This is a genomic window from Nonomuraea longicatena, from assembly GCF_039525605.1.
Taxonomy (GTDB): Bacteria; Actinomycetota; Actinomycetes; order Streptosporangiales; family Streptosporangiaceae; genus Nonomuraea; species Nonomuraea longicatena.
Genome location: NZ_BAAAHQ010000004.1, coordinates 342,833 through 360,543 on the forward strand (window position 1 = coordinate 342,833; position 17,711 = coordinate 360,543).

Here is a 17,711-nt window from a genome sequence, read left to right on the forward strand (position 1 = left end):
AAGATGCACTCGCCCGGCATGCGAGGTTCGCCGGAACCGGCGTTGCTTCCGATGGGGCGCGGTGCTCCGGACCGTGTCGTCGCGGGGAAGATCAAAGGGGCGGCCGGTTCAGCCGAAGACCACGGAACGGAACAGGCGGCGGGCGGCGTGGATCACGGGCTGGCGCAGGCTCGGAGCGGTGCTGGCCAAGATGGCCACGCCCGCTGCGGAGTCCGGGCTGAAGCCGGCGAAGGCGGTGAAACCGCCGGTGCCGCCGCTGTGCCACAGCAGCGTGCGACCTCGGATCTCGCGGACGTTCCACCCCAGGCTCGCGCCGCCGTCCTCGTGGCGTTGCCGTCGAGCGGTCAGGAGCGCGGTGGCCAGCGGCTCCGGGACGGTGTCCGGGTGGAGCTGGGCCTGTAGGTAGCGCAGCAGGTCGGCGCCGGTGGAGTAGAGGGCGCCCGCCGCCTCCAGCGCGTCGAATCGCCAGTGCGGGACCGGCCGGCCACGGCGGTGCCCCACCGCCGCCCGGCGGGTCAGCGTCTCCTCCGGCGGGACGAGGGTGTCGCGCATGCCGAGCGGGGTGAGGACCCGTTCGGCGAGGAGTTCGGGGTAGGGGGTGCCTGCGGCGCGGGCGAGGAGATGCCCGAGCAGGCCGACGCCGAAGGTGGAGTAGCGCACCTGCGGGGCCTCGCGCGGCGGGCGCAGACGGGAGACGGCCCGGTGGAGGTCTTCGACGCGGTACCGGGCGTAGGGGTCCGACAGCAGGTACGGCAGGCTGCGGCGGCGCAGTCCACGGGGCAGGCGCGGCAGACCGGCGCGGTGTGCGGCGAGCTGGCCCAGCGTGATCGCGGCGGCGCCGTTGCGGGGCACGGCCTCGGCGGGCAGGTGGGCGCGGATGGGGTCGTCGCAGGCGACCGCGCCGGTGGCGGCCATCTCGGCGAGCAGCAACGCGGTGAACGTCTTGGTGATCGACCCCAGCGCGAACAGCGTCCCAGGCCCTGCCTCGACCGCTCCGGGGGCTGGGCGGGCGAGGTTGCCGGCGGTGACGACCGCCTGGTCTGAGCCGCGCAGGGCCACGCCGACCGCTGCCGGGGCGTGCCCGGACCCGACCAGCGCATGGACGGTTCCCGACACCAGCGAGTGAGCGTCGTTCACGTCTTGCTTCGAGCGCCGGTGGCCGCGTGGGAGACGGCGCGCGAGAGCGTCAGGGTTCCGGCCGCGACCGCGACGATGGTGGGATGGTGGTGATTGCGCCAGGCGCGGTGCGGGTCGGCGGGCGGCTTGGTCATGCCGTTCGGCATCATGCCGTCGGCGCGCTGGGCGGCGGCGACCTGTTCCCAGATCGCCCTGGAGAACAACGGCCGCCCCAGGCAGGTGCCGACCATCAGCATTTCGAGCAGCAGGTCCCACAGCCTGGTCTCGCAATACACTTCCGCCCACGCCGGGAGCCATTGGTGGAGGTAGTCCTGCAGTTGTGGCGGCAGTCCCTCCGGCCGGGCGCCCCAGTCGGTCAGGTGGAAGACGGTGTGCGTGACGCCGTAGGCGTTGCTGGGGTCCAGCATCCACGGCTCAGGGGTGCCGCCGAGCCAGGTCTGGCCGGTCAGCGCGGCGAGGTCGTCGGGAACCGCGACGCCGATCTTGGCGGCGGCGGAGACCAGGGCCAGGCGCCGGTTGGGCACGTGCTCGACCACTCGATACGCGCGCAGGCCGTACAACTGCGCGGCCAGCCGGTCCAGGCGCTCGTGGCGGTAGCCGGCGGCGGCGAACGGGGCGTAGATCTCCATCGGGTAGGTCGCCGCGGGGGTGCGGGCCTGCAGCCGGTACAACAGCTCACCCTGCCCGACCTGCTGCCAGCAGAAGTCCAGCAGCCGGTCGGCGAGGTCGGCGGAACGTGGTCCGGCGATGGCCTCACGGCGTACCAGGGCGGTCGCGAGCGTCAGCTCGGCCAGCGCCTTCAGCGCGTCGCCGAGGACATGGTCGTCAGGCGTATCGGTGGGCAGGGCGAAGCTGCCGCGCATGCCGTCCAGCCAGGACAGCGCCGCCTCGGCGACCTGCCGGGCCGTGCGGGCCACCGCCGTGTCCATCTCCGTTTCCACGTTCCTGCTCCCTCGCTCACGCTTCGGGGGACGCGCCGGTCATCAGGCGCCTGGTGATCGCGGTCTCCAGCGTCACGCGTGCGTCGTCCGTCCCGGCGATCTCCAGGTAGTCCAGGACCGGGGCGGTCAGCCGCGCGTCGGCCGGCCCCAGCCAGCGGGCCAGGCGGGCGGCGCTGAGCAGGTCTCGGCGCAGCAACGCCCGGACCAGCCCGCGCCCCACGTCGAGGTGGCGGCGGGCCAGGTGCGCGCGTACGTCCTGTTCGGCGAACGGGGGCGCCGCGCCGGTCATCCGCACCAGTTCGGCGGCCATCGCCACCCACGGCAACGTCAGCAGCCGAGCGGGCGACTCCGCCGGGGCGAGCCCCTCCCAGCCGGTGGCGTCGACTCCCGAGGCGGCCAGCGCGCGTACCAGTGCCGCGTCCCGCACTCCCCACAGCGAGACCTCGGACGCGGGCGCCTGCGGTGCGGGGTAGGCCCGCACCGCAGTCCGAATCAGCGCCGCGTCCTGCGCGGTGAGCGTGAGTCCGTTCACCACGAACGGCGTGAGCACGTCGGCGCCCAGCACCCGCACCGCGGCCAGTCCGGCGTCGGCCTGCCGTCCATCGGGCAGGACCCGCGCCAGCCGGAACCCGCCGTTCTCGGGGATCAGCGCCTGCCTCAGCGTGCCCGCCAGGAGGCGGACAGTAGGCAGAACCGTGCCCTGCGGCGGGATGCCCGGCGTCGGCGTGATCGGCATCGGGTCACGGCCTCAGAACGCGGCCGCGCACGTCAGGTTCTGCAGCACCCCGCCGAACGCGTCCTCGATCGGCTCGTCCTGCGTCGGGTCGGCCGACAGGAGCAGCGCGAGGAGGAGCAGGCCGGCGCCCTTCTCCGATCCCGGCGAAGGGCAGTGAGGTGCCTCTCCCGCGCCGATCAGCGCGCGCGTCTCGGTCCGTACGGTCGCCGTCGGCTCGGCGAGGACAGTCATGAACCCTTCTTTCCCAGACATTTTTGAACCCTTTCCTTGATTTCGGAGCTTGCCTCCGACAAGGATTCGATTCCGCAATTCATTGATCCATAAATAGCCTTCTGTGAGACGTGATAGTAGACTCACCTGATTGTCATGTACATATCATGACTTATCAACTCATGGTGTTCGCCGGTAGACGTGAGAAATATTCGGGGTAAAGTCCTGCTTATGGCCATAACCCCGCATCCCATCGTGCGTCCTGAACAAGCTCTCTATTTACGATAAATCCGGCTAATCGTGATATTTCCGGGCGCCAGCTCAAAAGGCCGTTCGGCTGAGACGTTTCGCGGCATCGGTCAGTTCTGCCGTGGTGGCGGGGGCGGCGAAGCTCAGCCGGAGGAAGGCGCCGGGCGGCTCGGCGGGGAAGTACCGGTCGCCGGCGTTGACGAGGACGCCGCGGGTCCGGGCGGTTTCCGCTGCGGCGGTGGCCTGGTGGCCGGTCGGTAGCCGGACCCACAGGTGGAATCCGGCGTGGGGGATGTGGGTGGGTGTCCAGTCGGGGAGATGGAGGGCCAGGGCGCCGGCGAGGGTGGCGCAGCGTTCGCGCAGGACGGCGCGCAGGTTCTGCAGGTGGCGGTCCCAGGCGGGGGCGCTGAGGAGTTCGATCGCCGCTTCCTGCAGCGGCCGGGCGGTGAAGAAGTCGTCGACGTAGCGCATGCCGAGCAGGCGCCGTGAGACCGGGCCGCGGGCGATGACGGCGCCGATGCGCAGGCTGGGGGAGACGGGTTTGGTCAGGGAGGTCAGGTAGACGACCGTGCCGTCGGGGTCGTCGTCGATCAGCGGTGGCGGGAGCGGGCGGCCATGGCTCAGATGCCGGGCGAAGTCGTCCTCGATGAGGAAGGCGCCCGCCTGGCGCGCGATCCGGATGATCTGGCGGCGGCGTTCGGCGGCCAGTGCCGTCCCGGCGGGGTTGTGCAGGGTGGGCTGGCAGTACAGCAGGCGGGCGCCGGTCATGTCGAAGGCGTCGGCCAGCAGGTCGGGGCGGATGCCGTCGCCGTCCATGGGGACGGGGATCGGGCGCAGTCCCGCCGCCCGTGCCGCGGCCAGGGCGCCCGGATAGGTGGGTGACTCCATCAGCACGGGGCCGTCCGGTGCCGCCAGCGCGCGGAAGAGCATCGACAGGGCCCCTTGCCCGCCCCCGGTGATCAGTACGTCCTGCGCGTTCACGCTGCTGCCGGCGGCCTTGGCGAACAGCGCGCGCAGGGGTTGCAGGCCGGCGGTCGGGGCACGATGCCAGGCACCGGGACGGCGTGCCGCGCGGGCCAGGGCGGCGCTCAGCGCCCGTGTGGGCTGCAGCGTCTCGTGAAGGTAGCCGCCGGACATGGCGATGCCGTCCTGGGGTGCGGGGTGAGCCGCCTCCACCGCGTTTCCCGGGTCGTACTCGCGGCCGGCCAGCGTGATCTCCTGCCACGAGGTGTCACCGGCCGCCGCGTCCGCATGGGTACGGCGAGGCGCGACGAACGTGCCCGACCCCGGCCGGGTGACCACGGCGCCCTCGGCGACCAGCAGGGCGATCGCGCGCGAGACGGTGGCGGGCCCGACGCGGAAACGTTCGATGAGGTCTCTGCTGCTCGGCAGCCGCTCGCCCGGCTTCATCCGGTCCAGCTCACGCCGGAGGCTCGCGGCCAAAGCATCAGAAGTGCTACTGTCCGACATGAGAGACAATAGTAGCGCTTCCGGCTGGAGTGCGGAATCACTTCTGGAGCTGCGAGCCGACACACCCGGCTGCGAGCAGGTCGTCCATTTCAACAACGCGGGCTGCGGCCTGCTGGCCGCACCCGTCCTGGCCGCGATGGTCGAGCATCTGCAGTTGGAAGCCGGGATCGGCGGCTACGAGGCGGCGGCCGCCCGCGCCGAACAGGTCCGCGACTTCTACACCGAGATCGCCGCCCTCATCAACGCCCGGCCCGAGAACATCGCCTTCGCCGCCAGCGCCACCCACGCCTACGCAACCGCCCTGTCCTCGATCCCGTTCGAGGCCGGGGACGTCATCGTGACCACCCGCAACGACTTCATCTCCAACCAGATCGCCTTCCTGTCCCTGACCAAGAGATTCGGTGTGCGGGTCGTGCACGCGCCCGACCTGCCCGAAGGCGGGGTGGACGTGGAGGCGATGGCGACGCTCCTGCGCCGGCATCGGCCCAGGCTCGTCGCGGTCACGCACATCCCCACCAACTCCGGCCTCATCCAGCCGGTCGCCGAGGTCGGCCGCCACTGCCGCGAACTGGACCTGCTCTACCTCGTCGACGCCTGCCAGTCCGTCGGCCAGCTCCCGATCGACGTCGCCGAGATCGGCTGCGACCTGCTCACCGCCACCTGCCGCAAGTTCCTGCGCGGCCCGCGCGGTTCGGGATTCCTGTACGTCTCCGACCGGGTGCTGGCCGCCGGCTACGAGCCGCTGTTCATCGACATGCACGGTTCGCGGTGGACCTCGCCGGGACGTTACGAACCCGTCGCGACCGCGGCCCGGTTCGAGGAGTGGGAGTTCCCCTACGCCACCGTGCTCGGGTGCGCGGCGGCCACCGCCTACGCCCGCCGGGTCGGCCTCGAAGCCATCGCCCGCCGAAGCTCCGCGCTGGCCGCGCGCCTGCGCGAACGCCTCACGGCCATCCTCGGCGTTCGCGTGGTCGATCACGGGGCGAACCTGGGCGCACTGGTCACCTTTCAGATCCGTGGCTGGCAACCACAGCCGTTCAAGGCCGCCATGGACACCCGCGGCATCAACTCGGCGCTCAGCTTCCGCGAGTTCGCCCAGTTCGACTTCGGCGACAAGAACGTCGACTGGTGCCTGCGCCTTTCGCCCCACTACTACAACACCGACGAGGAGATCGCCTTCGTGGCCGACACCGTCGCCGAACTCGTCCGTTGACGCGCACCGGCCTGCTCCGCAACCGGGACTTCCTGACCTTCTGGTTCGGCGAGAGCGTCTCCCTGATGGGCACGCAGGTGACCACCCTGGCCCTGCCCCTGGCCGCGATGACGGCGTTCGGCGCCACTGACGAGCAGGTCGGGCTCCTGCGCTTCCTGCAACTGGCGCCCTTCCTCGGGCTGGCTCTGCTGATCGGGGTGTGGACCGACCGGCTGAGGCGCAGACCGCTCATGCTGGGCGCCAACCTCGCAAGAATGATCTTGCTCGCTCTCGTCCCGGTCCTCTACTGGCTGGACGCCCTGACGCTGGGCCTGCTCCTCGGCATCGCCTGCGTGGTGGGCATCGCCTCGGTGCTCTTCGATGTCAGCTGGATGTCCTTCGTGCCGGCCCTGGTCCGCGACCGCGAGCATTACGTCGAGGCCAGCGCCAAGCTGAGCGCCAGTTCCTCGGCGGCCGACGTCGCCGGGCCGGGACTGGCCGGCGCCCTCGTCACCGCCGTGGGCGCGCCGATGGCGTTGATCGTCAACGCCTGCTCCTATGCCGTCTCCCTCGTCTCGCTGCTGCTCATCCGGACCCCCGAGCCCCGCCCCGAGCCGGCCGAACGCCGCGACGCCCTGGCCGAGCTGCGCGCCGGCCTGCGCTGGGTGTTCGGCGACCCGGTACTCAGAGCGCTGGCGCTGATCGGCTTCTGCTGCAACTTCTCCATGGTCACGGTGTGGACCATGTTCCTGTTGTACGGCTCCCGCGACCTCCACCTGACACCCGCCACACTCGGGGCCGTCTTCGCCACCGCCTCGGTGGGCGGTCTGATCGGGGCGTTGCTGTCCGGCAGGATTCTCCGGCGTTTCCCGCTGGGGCGTGTCTACCTGGTGGCGCAGTCGGCCCTGCTGCTCGGGCCGACGCTGATCGTGGCCGCCACGGGCCCCGCGCCGGTGATGGTCGGCATGTTCGTCGCCTCCTTCTTCGTCACCTACCTCGGGCTGGGCGTGGCCGGGGTGATCATCGTCAGCCTGCGGCAGGCCGCCACCCCTCAATCGATGATGGGACGGATGACCGCGGTGTTCCGTACGCTCCTGTTCGGCGGCGGAGCCCTGGGTGGGCTGGCGGCGGGCCTGCTGGCCGGGTGGCTGGGCGCGTACGGCGCGCTGACCGTGGCCGCGGCCGGGTCGGCTGCCGTGGTGGGGGCGTTGTTCCTCTCTCCGGTGATCAAGGTGAGATCTCTCCCGGCCGTACCGACGCGCTGACCGCGTGGTTTCGTCTGGTCCCCTCACCCGGTGGGGCGGACGCGCTTCCAGAAGCTGTAGTCGTGGTCGGCGGCGAAGTCCGTACGCTTCCAGGAGGCGGAGGCGAGCAGCTGCACATGGCCGGCACGGGGAAGCCGGCGCGCTACGACGGCGGTCGTGCGACGGGGAGAAGCGCGTCGGCGCCGGAGGCGATTCGCCAGCCGGTGGCCTCTTCGCGTCGCTGCCAGAACCGGGCGAAGCGCCCGCCGGCGGTGAGGAGGTCGTCGACTGTGCCGTCCTCGACGACGCGGCCGTCCTCCAGGAAGAGGACGCGGTCCGCGTGCCGGATACTCGCGAGCCGATGGGCGACGATCACGCGGGTGCGCGGCGTGGCATCGGCGGTGAGCGCCTGGACGACGGCGCGTTCGTTCTCGGTGTCGAGGGCGCTGGTCGCTTCATCGACGAGTAGTACCGGGGCGGGCTTGAGCAGCGCGCGGGCGATGCTCACCCGCTGGCGTTCGCCGCCGGACAGCGCGGAGCCGGCCTCCCCGACGAGGCTGCGCTCCCCGTCCGGGAGACGGCCGGTCAGCTCGTCGACGCGGGCCAGCGTCATGGCTCGGGCGACTCGTTCGGGTGCGGCCGTGGGGTCGCCGGCGCGGATGTTGTCGACGACGGTGCCGTCGAACAGGTACGGGTGTTGGAAGACCACGCTGACCAGGCCGCGGCGGTCCGCGGCGGTGCTCGCGCCGTCGATCAGGACCCGGCCGGCGGTCGGCTCCAGCAGCCCGGCCAGCAGTCCGAGCAGAGTGCTCTTGCCGGACCCCGACGGACCGACGATCGCGGTGGTGGTGCCCGGTTCGAAGGTGAGGTCGAGCCCGTCGAACACCACCGCGCCCGGCCCGTAGCGGAAACCGACGTGCTCCAGAGTGACGCGGGGTGCGGTCCCTGCGGAATCGTGCTCTCCGGCCGTGCGCTCGGCACGCCCGTCGGCGGGTGCGTCGAGGACGGCGCGGAAGCGGCGCAGGGTGATGGCGGCGGTCTCGATGGCCAGGGCGAGTTCGCCGAGCGCGGTGAACGGTTCGAGGTAGCGGGCGATGACCACGATGAGCGCGATCGCCTCGGGGACGGTGAGCGCGCCGCGAACGGCCAGGATCGTCGTCGTGCCCGCCAGGAGCACGAGAGCGAGCTGGCTCGCGATGCTGAACAGCAGTTGCCCGGGGATCTGCATGAGCAGCAGCCTGACGGTGGCGCCGTGCTGTGCGGCGAGGGTGGCGCCGACGTGGCTGCGCGCGGGCTCGGCGCGCCGCGCCGAGCGGAGGGCCTCCTGGGTGCGGGCGAACTCGACGATCCGCTCGGTGAGCGCGCTGTTGGCCTCGGCGGCCACCCGGTCGGCGGTACGGCTGACCCGCCCGGCGGCCCAGAACGCGCCGAGCAGCACGGGCACGCCCGCGAGGGCGGCCACGGCCAACGGGCCGGAGACGGGCAACAGGGCGAGCCCGATCGCGACCGGCAGGCCGATCGCGCTGATCACCGGCGTGATCAGGTGGACGACGAGGCCGACGAGGTCGGGACCGGTGGCGGCGACTGCCTGGCGGGCGGTGGCGGTGTTCTCGGCGGTGAACCAGGTCGTGCGGATGCGGGTGAGCCGCTCGGCGATGTCGTGCTGGGCGTGGTCGAGGAGGGCGAAGCCGAGGTCGAAGCCGATCCGCGCGGTGATCGCGTCGTTGACCCAGCCGACGACGGTGACCGTCGCCAGCGCCCCGAGCCACGGCCATGCCCCGGCCGGAGCCGTACTGAACAGCGCGGCGACGAGCGGCACGAGCAGCACGGCGCCTGCCGCGCGCAGCACCACGCCGAACAGGGTGAGCGCGAGGTGCGCGCCCGCCCGCCCGCGCCGGTCGGCGGGGATGAGGTGAAGCAGGGTGCGGATCATCGGGCGGCCTCCCAGAGTCGCCGGTATCGGCCGTTCGAGGCGAGGAGTTGCCGGTGGGTGCCGGTCTCGGCGATGCGCCCGGCGTCGAGTACCACGATGTTGTCGGCTCCGGTGACGGTGTGCAGGCGATGCGCGATGACGAGTACGGTCCGGCCCGAGGTGAGCCGGTTCAGGGCACGCTGCACGAGGTGCTCCGACTCGGGATCGGCGAAGGAGGTGGCCTCGTCGAGCACGAGGACGGGTGGGTCGGCGAGGATCGCGCGGGCGATCGTGAGCCGCTGCCGTTCCCCGCCGGACAGGTCGGCGTCCGTTCCGAGCACGGTGTCGTAACCGGCGGGCAGTCGCAGGATCCGGTCGTGGACGCACGCGGCCCGCGCGGCGGCCTCGACCTGTTCGGCGGTGGCTTCCGGGACGGCGAGGGCGATGTTGTCGCGGACGGTGCCGTGCACGAGTCGCGTCTGCTGGAAGACGAACCCGACACGGGAGTACAACTCGTCGGCGGTCAGGTCGCGCAGGTCGGCTCCGCCGACCCGGATCGCGCCCTCGTCCACGTCGTGGAAGCGGGCCAGGAGCGCGGCGAGGGTGGACTTGCCGGACCCCGAAGGGCCGACGAGCGCCGTCACGGTGCCGGGCGTCAGGGTGAGACGGATGTCGTGGAGGACGGGGACGCCCGGCCGGTAGGAGAAGCCGACCCGGTCGAACACGACCGGTCCCGGCGCCGCTTCCGGCCCTTTCGCAGGCAGGCGCAGTTCGGCTTCGTCGAGCGCGTTCTGGACGCGGCGGGCGGCGAGCATCCCGGCGCGCAGCCCGCCGAGCCCGTAGCCGACGCCGAGCAGCCGGGCCCCGAAAGTGGTGCCGAGCAGCAGGAACGGCAGCAGCGACACCGGATCGATCGAACCTGCGGTGACCAGGGCCGTGCCGAGCACGGTGATGAGCAGCACGAAGGTGGCGGGCCTGGTGGCCAGGTCGATGACGGTCTTCTTGCCGGTGAAGGGCCGCTGCCAGTCGCCCAGGAACCGGATGTACCCATCCAGATGGGCGCGGAAGCCGGAGGCCGCGGCACCGCCGAAGACACGGATCACCGGCTGACCCTCCAGGTAGGCCCCGGCCTGGCCGTTCATCCGTTCCGCCCAGCGGGTGGCCTGGACCGTCTTCGCGCCGGACTGGACGATCATCACCGCCATCGTGACCAGGTAGACCAGCACCGGCAGCAGCAGCAGGAGCGCGAGCCGCCAGTCCACCGTGAACAGATACACCAGTACGGCGAGCGGCGCGACGACGGCGGCGACCGCGTCCGGGACCGCGTGGGTGACGAGGTAGTGCAGCGCGAGTGTGTCGTCCTGCAACAGTTGCTTCACCGACCCGGATCCTCGGGCGGTGAACCAGCCCAGCGGCAGCCGGGCGAGCTTGCCCAGCAGTCGTCGCCGCAGGTCGTGTGCGAAGCGCGCCTCGACCAGGTGCAGCCAGAACATCAGCGCGGCGCCGAGCAGCGTTCCGGTGCCCAGCAGCGCCAGCGCCCACACCCCGACCGCCCACAGCTCGGGTTCCGTCGCTCCGTTCAGCATGCGCCGGGCCAGTTCCACCAGCAGGACGAACGGCGAGAGCTGCACGAGCGTGACGATGGCCTGCAGCACTCCCGAGAGGATCAGCACCGGGCGCAGTGGCGCCAGCAGCCGTCCTGCGGCCTGGGCCTGCCACCTGCCCCGGGCCGCTCGCGCGGTCTCCGCCGGTGCCGGCGCGGCTTCTTCGGGTGCCGTCCGGGGGGACCGTAGTTTCCCCATCGCCCGTCCGTGGGTCCAGTACGCCTGGGCGTGTGTCTGCGATCTGGGGAACCCGAACTCGTCTCTCAGCCGGGCCCGCAGGTGCTTGAGCGAGCCCGCTTCCGGGGCCGTCCAGGCGTACCAGTCCGACCAGTCCCGGGCTTCGATCGCCGCCGACAGCGACCCGGGACCGCGCCGTGGTACCCGGTGCAGCAGGAGGCGGGGATGCGTGGCGAGCGGGATGAGCAGATCGGCTTCGTCGTGTTGTTCCAGGTACAGCTCGACCGGCAGTTCGTCGGGCAGGACACCGAGGATGCCGTTGATCGCGGGGATCGACGCCGAGTCCCCGATCAGCAGGTACCCCGCGGGCAACTCCTCCGGTACGTCGAACTGCGACGATCCCATCGAGGTCACCATGACGGTGTGGCCCGGTTCGGCCCGCTGCGCCCACAGCGTCGCCGGGCCGGCCGGCTCGTGCAGTACCACGTCGATCGCGAACGCGCCGCTCGCCTCGTCCGCCTCGGAGACGGTGTACGCCCGCTGGAACTCGGTGGGCCCGCCCTGGGGGTCGGGGAACCAGAACCGCAGCCAGGCCGTGGGGGACGCGGCCGCGTCCTGGAAGAGCGTCGGCGACGTCAGCCGTACCCGCAGGAAGTTCGGTGTGATCTGTTCCGTCCCGAGCACGGTGGCCTCGTGGTCGCGTGCGCCGAATCCGCGTACGACCGCGCCCTGGAATCCGCGCCTGCCCATCACCGTCCCTCTCCCATGGCGGCGAGGCCCGCGATGACCTTGTCCGCAGGACGCCCCGGCGGCGCCGCCTCGACCAGTCCCCTGACGACGGCGGTCAGCAGCAACCGGACATACCTGGAGCGCTCCATCTGCGGCAGTGTGCTGTGGGGCGCACCGAGGAGGCTGTGGCCCGCCAGTCCTTCGATCGCGGTGTGCCGTGCCCGCTCCAGACCGGGGGTGTCCTCGCGTTCGGCGCGCAGGCTGTTCTCCTCGGAGACGGCCAGCGCGATCGCCACGGTGGCGGCTCCGCTGCCGAGGATGATCGCCGCGTCCGGGGCGTAGCCGCGCCGTCCGAGGGCCTCGACCTCGGCGGCCAGCAGCCGCCGGCCGCTCTCGCCGCGCGGGAACAGCAGTTGCATGTACTGCGCCAGCCCGGGGTGCGCGAGGGCGAACTCCCTCAGCTGGAGGGCGAACGACAGCAGATGCCGTTCCACGTCGTGGTCGGGGGTGTCGCGCAACTCCAGCTCCGCGAGGATGCTCTCGCCCACCAGCCGGTCGAGGTCCCAGCGCCCCTCGACGTAACGGTAGATCGCGGTCGAGGTCACGCCCAGTCGTGCTGCCACGGCCTTCACGCTCAGTCTGCTCAGGCCGAGTTCGCGACCGGCTCGGACGATGTCGTCCAGGTCGATCCGAGGAGGGCGACCGCCGGTCGTCATCGATTGCTCCCGTCCCTTAGTTTCAGAGGGTAACTAAGGTTAGCCTAAGCTGAATTCCGGGCACTTGGCAATCTTGACGGCGCGACTACTTTAGGTATGCCTTACCTAAGTTACAAGGCCACGTGCTCGGCTCCGCAACGGGACGCAGCCGTCCCAGCGCGCCGTCGACGAGCTCCCACCCGTCGATCTCGATCGACTCGGCGGTCGCGAAGTCGTGGCCGCGCTCCAGGGCTTCGTCCAGCAGGGCGCGGGCGACCCCCGGGCGGTGCAGGTTGAGGTAGGCGCGGTCGCCGGTTCGCAGCACTCCGCCCGCGATCGGTGATCCCACGGCGACCGCGCCGCTGGCCATGGACTTGGCCTGGGTGTAGAGGAGGGACGGAAAATAGTAGGAGGCCGGCATCTTCTGGTGCTTGCCGTCGACGATGCCGTGGGCGACGAGGCCGGTGCCCATCCGCAGCCCTTCCAGGCCGAGGGTCGCCAGGCCGCGTGGCGCCTGGTGATGTCGTCCTCTCGGTGTGCGGGTGGGGGTGAAGGGAGCGGAACCGATGATCGCCAGTGTGTCGGCGGCCTTCTGCCAGCCGTCCCGGTCGGAGGAGTACACCATGCCCAGGCGGATGACCGACGAGTTGCCCGGGTTGGGCACCCCGGCGCACGCGGCCACCTCCTTCGGGCACAACTCGATCCCGCCCTCACCCGCGTGCAGGGCCTGGATGCGCTTGTGCTTCTCGGTGAACTTCTCACCGCTCCACCGGCACCACTCCCACCAGTTCGCGCAGGCCTGGCGGGCCATGAGTTCCTGCATGATCGGAGAGATCGGCTCGGAGCGGGCCTTGGAGTGATCGGGGTCGGCCACGTCCTTGAAGCATCGCGAGGTCGTGCAGCCGGGGCGGCCCCACGCCGGAGGCTTCCAGTGGCCCTTGGGCGGCGGGGGAATGTCGTCATCGCCGCCACCCATCCCGGCTTCCCTCCGGGCGGCTCCGCTGCGGCGACCGCTCGCCCTGGCGCCGCCCAGGCGGTCACGCTCGCTCCTCGTCCCGGCGCGGCGCCGCTTTCGCCGCTCGCGGCCATCGCCGCCGAACTCCGGGAGACGCACCCCTTGGACGCGCTTGACGGCGGTGAGCCCGCGCTCCGCCTGCGAGCCGTGTTCTCGTGGTCGTTACGGACCGTCTCCGCGCCAGCCGTACGTCTCCTCCGCCTCCTGGCGCTCTGTCCGGCCGCCGACCTGGGCGTACCCGCGGCCGCGAGCCTCGCGGGCGTGACCCGCCCAACCACCAGGCACCTGCTCGACGAACTGGGCCGCGCGAACCTGGTCACCGAACCGTCCCCCGGACGGACGAGCATGGACGACCTGCTGCGCGCCTACGCCGCCGCGCTCACCATCGGCCGCGAACGCCAGGAGGCGCCCGCCCGCCTCCACGACCACTACGCGCACTCCGCCCAGGCCGCGGCCCTCGCCCTGAGCCCCCACCGATTCCCGATCCTGACCACCACTCCCCTGGCAGGGGTCACACCGGAGAGGTTCTCCGGCGCGGACGAGGCGGTGGCCTGGTTCCAGGCCGAACATCACCTCCTCATGTCCCGAACCTTCGTCACCTGGCAGTCGGCATGGGCCGTCCACGACTTCCTGGACCGGCGAGGCCGCTGGCAGGAGCAGTCCCAGCTGCAACGCGCCGCCCTGGCCACCACCCTGGTGTCCGGCGACCGTGTCGGCCAGGCGCACACCCGCCGCAACCTCGGCTGGGCCCATGCCAGGCTCGGCCGTCCCGAACTGGCCCACGCTCACCTGGCCTACGCCCTCGACCTCTTCGAGGCCCTGATGGTGTCCGAGGATCGACACACTCGATACGTACATGCCGTTCAGCGCTTCCACCACGCTCGTTCTCCCTGGTCGGGAAGGGTGAGCAGCCATGGAGCCGAACATGGGGACCGTGCGCCGCATCCAGCGCACGACGATCACGGGGGTCGTCCTTCTCGCCGGTATCGCGGCGGTCGTGTCGTTCCGCCACATGCATGAGCTCTGTCTCCGGCACGGCGAGGATCATCTGGCGGCGGTGCTCATCCCTCTCGCGGTGGACGGCACGATCGGCGTCGCCTCGATGTCCATCCTTCTGGCCAACCGGTACGGCTCACGCGGAGGTCTCCTGGCGTGGGTGATGTTGCTGGTCGGCAGCCTGGCCAGCCTCGGGGCGAACATCGCGGTGGCCGAGCCGAGCCTGATCGGCCGGGTCATCGCGGCGTGGCCGAGTGCCGCTTTGATCGGCAGCTACGAGCTGCTGATGTCCCAGATCCGCCAGGCCTCCGCCACGAAACGAGATGTCGCGCGAGATTGGGTGCCAGCAGATCGGGAACTGTATGGAGCCGATGGTCACGATCTCTCCGCTGAGGTGAGTTCTGATGGGAGCGCGGTGGTGGATCTCCGTCGGACCGCTTGGAAGTGGGCCCAGGCGAATCGGCTTCCCGATGGAACGCTTCCGCCGGGCCGGGTCATCGCTGAGCGGTTCGCGCGGAGTGCTCGGTGGGGTCGCTGGATCAAGCGGACCGGACTTGAGGGAAAGCTCGCGGAGCATGACCAATCTGCTGCTGTGTAACTCCGTGACCGCCCCGATGCCGCTGCGCGGTTACTGCGGGGCCGGTGCGGTCGTGCCCGGAGGGCGAGCGAGGGGTCGATGGCGATTGTCGTAGGCCTGGCGGGCCCATGCCGCGAGAGCCTCCAGCGGAGCGCATATGTCCTCGACCAGAGCTGTGGTGGCGTATTCCACCCGGGGTGGGGAGTCGGGGTAGACAGTGCGGGTGATCAGCCCGTTGCGTTCCAGGTTGCGCAGGCTCACGGACAGCATCCGCCGGCTGATGCCCTCGCTCGCCTTCTACGCGACGGCCTCCTCATGACCGCTGAGGGGCCACGCACAGCACCGCCCTTCCAAGGTCGGTGAGGATCGCAACCTCAAGCTCGGCAAGGAGGCGCCTGCGCCGGCGAAGGCCTAGCACCGACCCTCCAGGGTTGGTGAGGATCGCAAACGCTATGGGTCTCAGCAGCAGAGGGCTGCTAATCCGGATTTGTCGTAGGTGTTCTCTACTGTTGCCTGACCGTCGGTAGTCGGGAGATGCGATGGATGGCCCCTGGGCGCACAGCGTCAATCAGCTGGGTACGCGACACCAGCTGACGGACCATCTTCGGGGAACCGCAGCACTGGCCGCGACTTTCGCCGAGCCTTTCGGGGCTGGTCGGATCGCCTGGTGGCTGGGGCTTTTGCACGACACCGGCAAGGCGGCCTGCGGCTGGCAGCAACGTCTGCTGGAGGTCGAAGGCAGTGACCAGCGGGTAGGGCACGATCACAAACGCCTGGGTGTCCTAATGGCCGCCGAACGCGGCCTCGGCAAATTCGCGATGGCGGTCCAGGGTCATCACGGAGGGCTGACGGATCCTGAGAGTCTGCGCGGATGGTTGAAGGCGGCGACTCCGGATCAGACAGCCGCGCAGGCCGACGCCCGCGCGGCGATAACGAGACTTCTGCCCGAACTCATGGGGGCCGAGAGGCCGCGTGCGCCCCAGGCGTGGGAGAACGATCCGCATGTTGCGGAGATGGGCCTCCGGCTGGTGTTCAGCGCCTTGTGCGACGCCGACTTCCTGGACACGGCCGCTCACTTCGCCGCTCAGTCTCGTCCGTCTGTTCGTGACAACACCGACTTCTCCGTCCTTCGTGACAGGTTCGAGCGGAGACGGCGGGCGATGCTGGCGGATGCCGGCCGACGGAAGGCGAAGATCGACGGCATTCGCGATGACGTCTACCAGGCTTGCGTCGCGGTTGCGGCTCGCGCTCCTGGGATGTTCCGGTTGGCGGCTCCGACAGGTTCCGGAAAGACGATCTCCTGCGCGGCGTTCGCTGTTCACCATGCGGCTCTGCACGGTAAGCGCCGGATCGTCGTCGCCGTCCCCTTCTTGACCATCACCGAGCAGAACGCCGATGTCTATCGCGGCCTTCTCGACGAGGACGGCGATCGCGTGGTGCTGGAACACCACAGTGGTGTCGATCACGACGAGGCGGGCCGAGGCTGGGAGCGTCTCGCCGCCGAGAACTGGGACGCTCCGTTCGTCGTCACCACCATGGTGCGGCTCTTCGAGTCGCTCTTCGACCGCCGTCCTGCGGCGATGCGCAGACTGCACCGTCTTGCCGGGTCGGTCATCGTCCTGGACGAGGTCCAAGCGCTGCCGCATGAGCTTCTGGTGCCCATTCTGGACGCTCTGCGCACGCTGGTGACGCACTTCGGGGTGACGGTGGTGTTGTCGTCCGCGACTCAACCCGCGTTCTGGTCCTTGCGCCCGTTCCGGGACATCCAGGCCCATGACATCATCGCTGAGCCGCAGTCGCTGGTAAACAAGCTGCGGCGGGTCGAGTTCGAGTGGTGGGTCGATCCTCGGCCCACGCTCGCCGAGGTCGCGACTCGGGCGGGTCTGCTCCACCAGGTCCTGGTGGTGGTCAACACGACTGCCGATGCGAAGGCCGTATTCGAGAACTGGCGGACGGCCGCGAAACCGGCCTGGCATCTGTCCACGCGAATGTGCCCTGCGCACCGTCGCCGAGTGCTCGCGGAAGTACGTGCGAGTCTCGAAAGGGGGGAAGCGGTCAAACTCGTGTCGACCCAGCTTATCGAGGCAGGGGTCGATATCGACTTCCCCGTGGTCTATCGCCTGATGGCTCCGGCTGATTCACTGCTCCAGGCTGCTGGTCGCGCGAATCGGGACGGCAATCTGCGGGGCCCAGGACGGGTGGTCATCGTGGCCGCGTCGGATGCCGGGCAGCCACCGAGCTACCGGACGCTCGTCGACACGACCTCCCTCTACTTCGGGCCTGCCAAGGCCGAGCCCGATGATCTGAAGGCGCTTGACGACTATTACCAGGCTGTCTACGGCTCGCTTGCCCTTGAGCATCATGACAGCCGAGGGATGCTGCTGCAGGGAGCACGGGCAGCGCTCGACTTCCGCACAACGCGCGACCGCTTCCGGATGATCGATGAGGCCGGCGTGGCCGTGGTTACGTCGCAAGGAGCAGCAGACGACGAAGAGAAAGCCCTGGCAGACCTGGCGATCCACCGGCTGCGTACGGCGCCGCAGCCTTGTGCGGCCGATGTCCGTGCCCTGCAGCCGTACATGACCTCACTTCACACTTCCGCTTTGCGAGTTCCGGGGGTTTTAGCACTACTTCGTCCGATCATTGGATCACCACAACCCGCTGGAGGCCCTCTGTCGTGGAACGGGGTTCTCGCCGAATGGCTGGGGGAGTACGACCCCGTCACCGGAATCGATCTTGATCCCCACGTCGAGAGCTTTCTCGTCTGAGCCGTCCGTGGAAAATCTCGGATTATGCCTTCACGGCCGAATAGGGCAAAGTACGCTTC

The 17,711-nt window shown here is 70.4% G+C and carries 15 protein-coding genes; 5 read left to right on the forward strand and 10 right to left on the reverse strand.

Features of this window, described 5'->3' with window-relative positions:
• Positions 1–108: 108 nt before the first annotated feature.
• From ABD120_RS06895 to ABD120_RS06915, 5 genes are all read right to left on the reverse strand, one after another.
• Positions 109–1,137: a serine hydrolase domain-containing protein gene (locus tag ABD120_RS06895; RefSeq protein ID WP_343948855.1), complete on the reverse strand. Its 1,029-nt coding sequence runs from the start codon at positions 1,135–1,137 to the stop codon at positions 109–111.
• The gene (locus tag ABD120_RS06900; RefSeq protein WP_343948856.1) at positions 1,134–2,078 is read right to left on the reverse strand and encodes a DUF6895 family protein; all 945 of its coding nucleotides are present in this window, start codon (positions 2,076–2,078) and stop codon (positions 1,134–1,136) included. The genes ABD120_RS06895 and ABD120_RS06900 overlap by 4 nt, the downstream gene beginning before the upstream one ends.
• A 16-nt stretch (positions 2,079–2,094) precedes the next feature.
• Positions 2,095–2,814 carry a hypothetical protein gene (locus ABD120_RS06905; RefSeq protein WP_343948857.1) on the reverse strand — a complete coding sequence of 240 codons (720 nt, stop codon included), beginning with the start codon at positions 2,812–2,814 and terminating at the stop codon, positions 2,095–2,097.
• Between the two features lie 12 nt (positions 2,815–2,826).
• Positions 2,827–3,045, reverse strand: a complete 219-nt coding sequence (locus ABD120_RS06910; protein ID WP_343948858.1) for a hypothetical protein — start codon at positions 3,043–3,045, stop codon at positions 2,827–2,829.
• 300 nt (positions 3,046–3,345) lie between these two features.
• Positions 3,346–4,743, reverse strand: a complete 1,398-nt coding sequence (locus ABD120_RS06915; RefSeq protein ID WP_343948859.1) for an aminotransferase-like domain-containing protein — start codon at positions 4,741–4,743, stop codon at positions 3,346–3,348.
• Between ABD120_RS06915 and ABD120_RS06920 the strand changes: the two genes are divergently transcribed.
• Entirely contained in the window at positions 4,742–5,956 is a 1,215-nt protein-coding gene (locus tag ABD120_RS06920) for an aminotransferase class V-fold PLP-dependent enzyme (RefSeq protein WP_343948860.1), read from the forward strand. The two genes, ABD120_RS06915 and ABD120_RS06920, sit on opposite strands and share 2 nt — an antisense overlap.
• Positions 5,953–7,200 (forward strand): MFS transporter, encoded by a 1,248-nt coding sequence (locus tag ABD120_RS06925; protein WP_343948861.1) that lies wholly within the window; start codon positions 5,953–5,955, stop codon positions 7,198–7,200. Before ABD120_RS06920 ends, ABD120_RS06925 begins: the two co-directional genes overlap by 4 nt.
• A 142-nt stretch (positions 7,201–7,342) precedes the next feature.
• Here ABD120_RS06925 and ABD120_RS06930 read toward each other — a convergent pair whose 3' ends face one another.
• The 4 genes from ABD120_RS06930 to ABD120_RS06945 all read right to left on the reverse strand — a co-directional run bounded on the left by ABD120_RS06930 (position 7,343) and on the right by ABD120_RS06945 (position 13,272).
• Positions 7,343–9,112 (reverse strand): ABC transporter ATP-binding protein, encoded by a 1,770-nt coding sequence (locus tag ABD120_RS06930; protein ID WP_343948862.1) that lies wholly within the window; start codon positions 9,110–9,112, stop codon positions 7,343–7,345.
• A complete protein-coding gene (locus ABD120_RS06935; protein ID WP_343948863.1) occupies positions 9,109–11,622 on the reverse strand; it encodes an ABC transporter ATP-binding protein/permease in 2,514 nt (837 codons plus the stop codon). Before ABD120_RS06935 ends, ABD120_RS06930 begins: the two co-directional genes overlap by 4 nt.
• Positions 11,622–12,317, reverse strand: a complete 696-nt coding sequence (locus tag ABD120_RS06940) for a TetR/AcrR family transcriptional regulator (protein ID WP_343948864.1) — start codon at positions 12,315–12,317, stop codon at positions 11,622–11,624. Before ABD120_RS06940 ends, ABD120_RS06935 begins: the two co-directional genes overlap by 1 nt.
• A gap of 85 nt (positions 12,318–12,402) precedes the next feature.
• Positions 12,403–13,272 carry a hypothetical protein gene (locus ABD120_RS06945; RefSeq protein ID WP_343948865.1) on the reverse strand — a complete coding sequence of 290 codons (870 nt, stop codon included), beginning with the start codon at positions 13,270–13,272 and terminating at the stop codon, positions 12,403–12,405.
• A gap of 300 nt (positions 13,273–13,572) precedes the next feature.
• Here ABD120_RS06945 and ABD120_RS06950 point away from each other — a divergent pair, with 300 nt between their 5' ends.
• Both ABD120_RS06950 and ABD120_RS06955 read left to right on the forward strand, forming a co-directional pair.
• Entirely contained in the window at positions 13,573–14,331 is a 759-nt protein-coding gene (locus tag ABD120_RS06950; protein ID WP_343948866.1) for a tetratricopeptide repeat protein, read from the forward strand.
• Positions 14,237–14,905 carry a DUF2637 domain-containing protein gene (locus ABD120_RS06955; RefSeq protein ID WP_425563933.1) on the forward strand — a complete coding sequence of 223 codons (669 nt, stop codon included), beginning with the start codon at positions 14,237–14,239 and terminating at the stop codon, positions 14,903–14,905. The genes ABD120_RS06950 and ABD120_RS06955 overlap by 95 nt, the downstream gene beginning before the upstream one ends.
• A gap of 30 nt (positions 14,906–14,935) precedes the next feature.
• On the opposite strand, the gene ABD120_RS06960 is transcribed toward ABD120_RS06955, so the two are convergent.
• Entirely contained in the window at positions 14,936–15,166 is a 231-nt protein-coding gene (locus ABD120_RS06960; RefSeq protein ID WP_343948907.1) for a winged helix-turn-helix transcriptional regulator, read from the reverse strand.
• 257 nt (positions 15,167–15,423) lie between these two features.
• Between ABD120_RS06960 and cas3 the strand changes: the two genes are divergently transcribed.
• The gene (gene cas3 / locus ABD120_RS06965; RefSeq protein WP_343948868.1) at positions 15,424–17,652 is read left to right on the forward strand and encodes a CRISPR-associated helicase Cas3'; all 2,229 of its coding nucleotides are present in this window, start codon (positions 15,424–15,426) and stop codon (positions 17,650–17,652) included.
• The last annotated feature ends 59 nt before the right edge of the window (positions 17,653–17,711 follow it).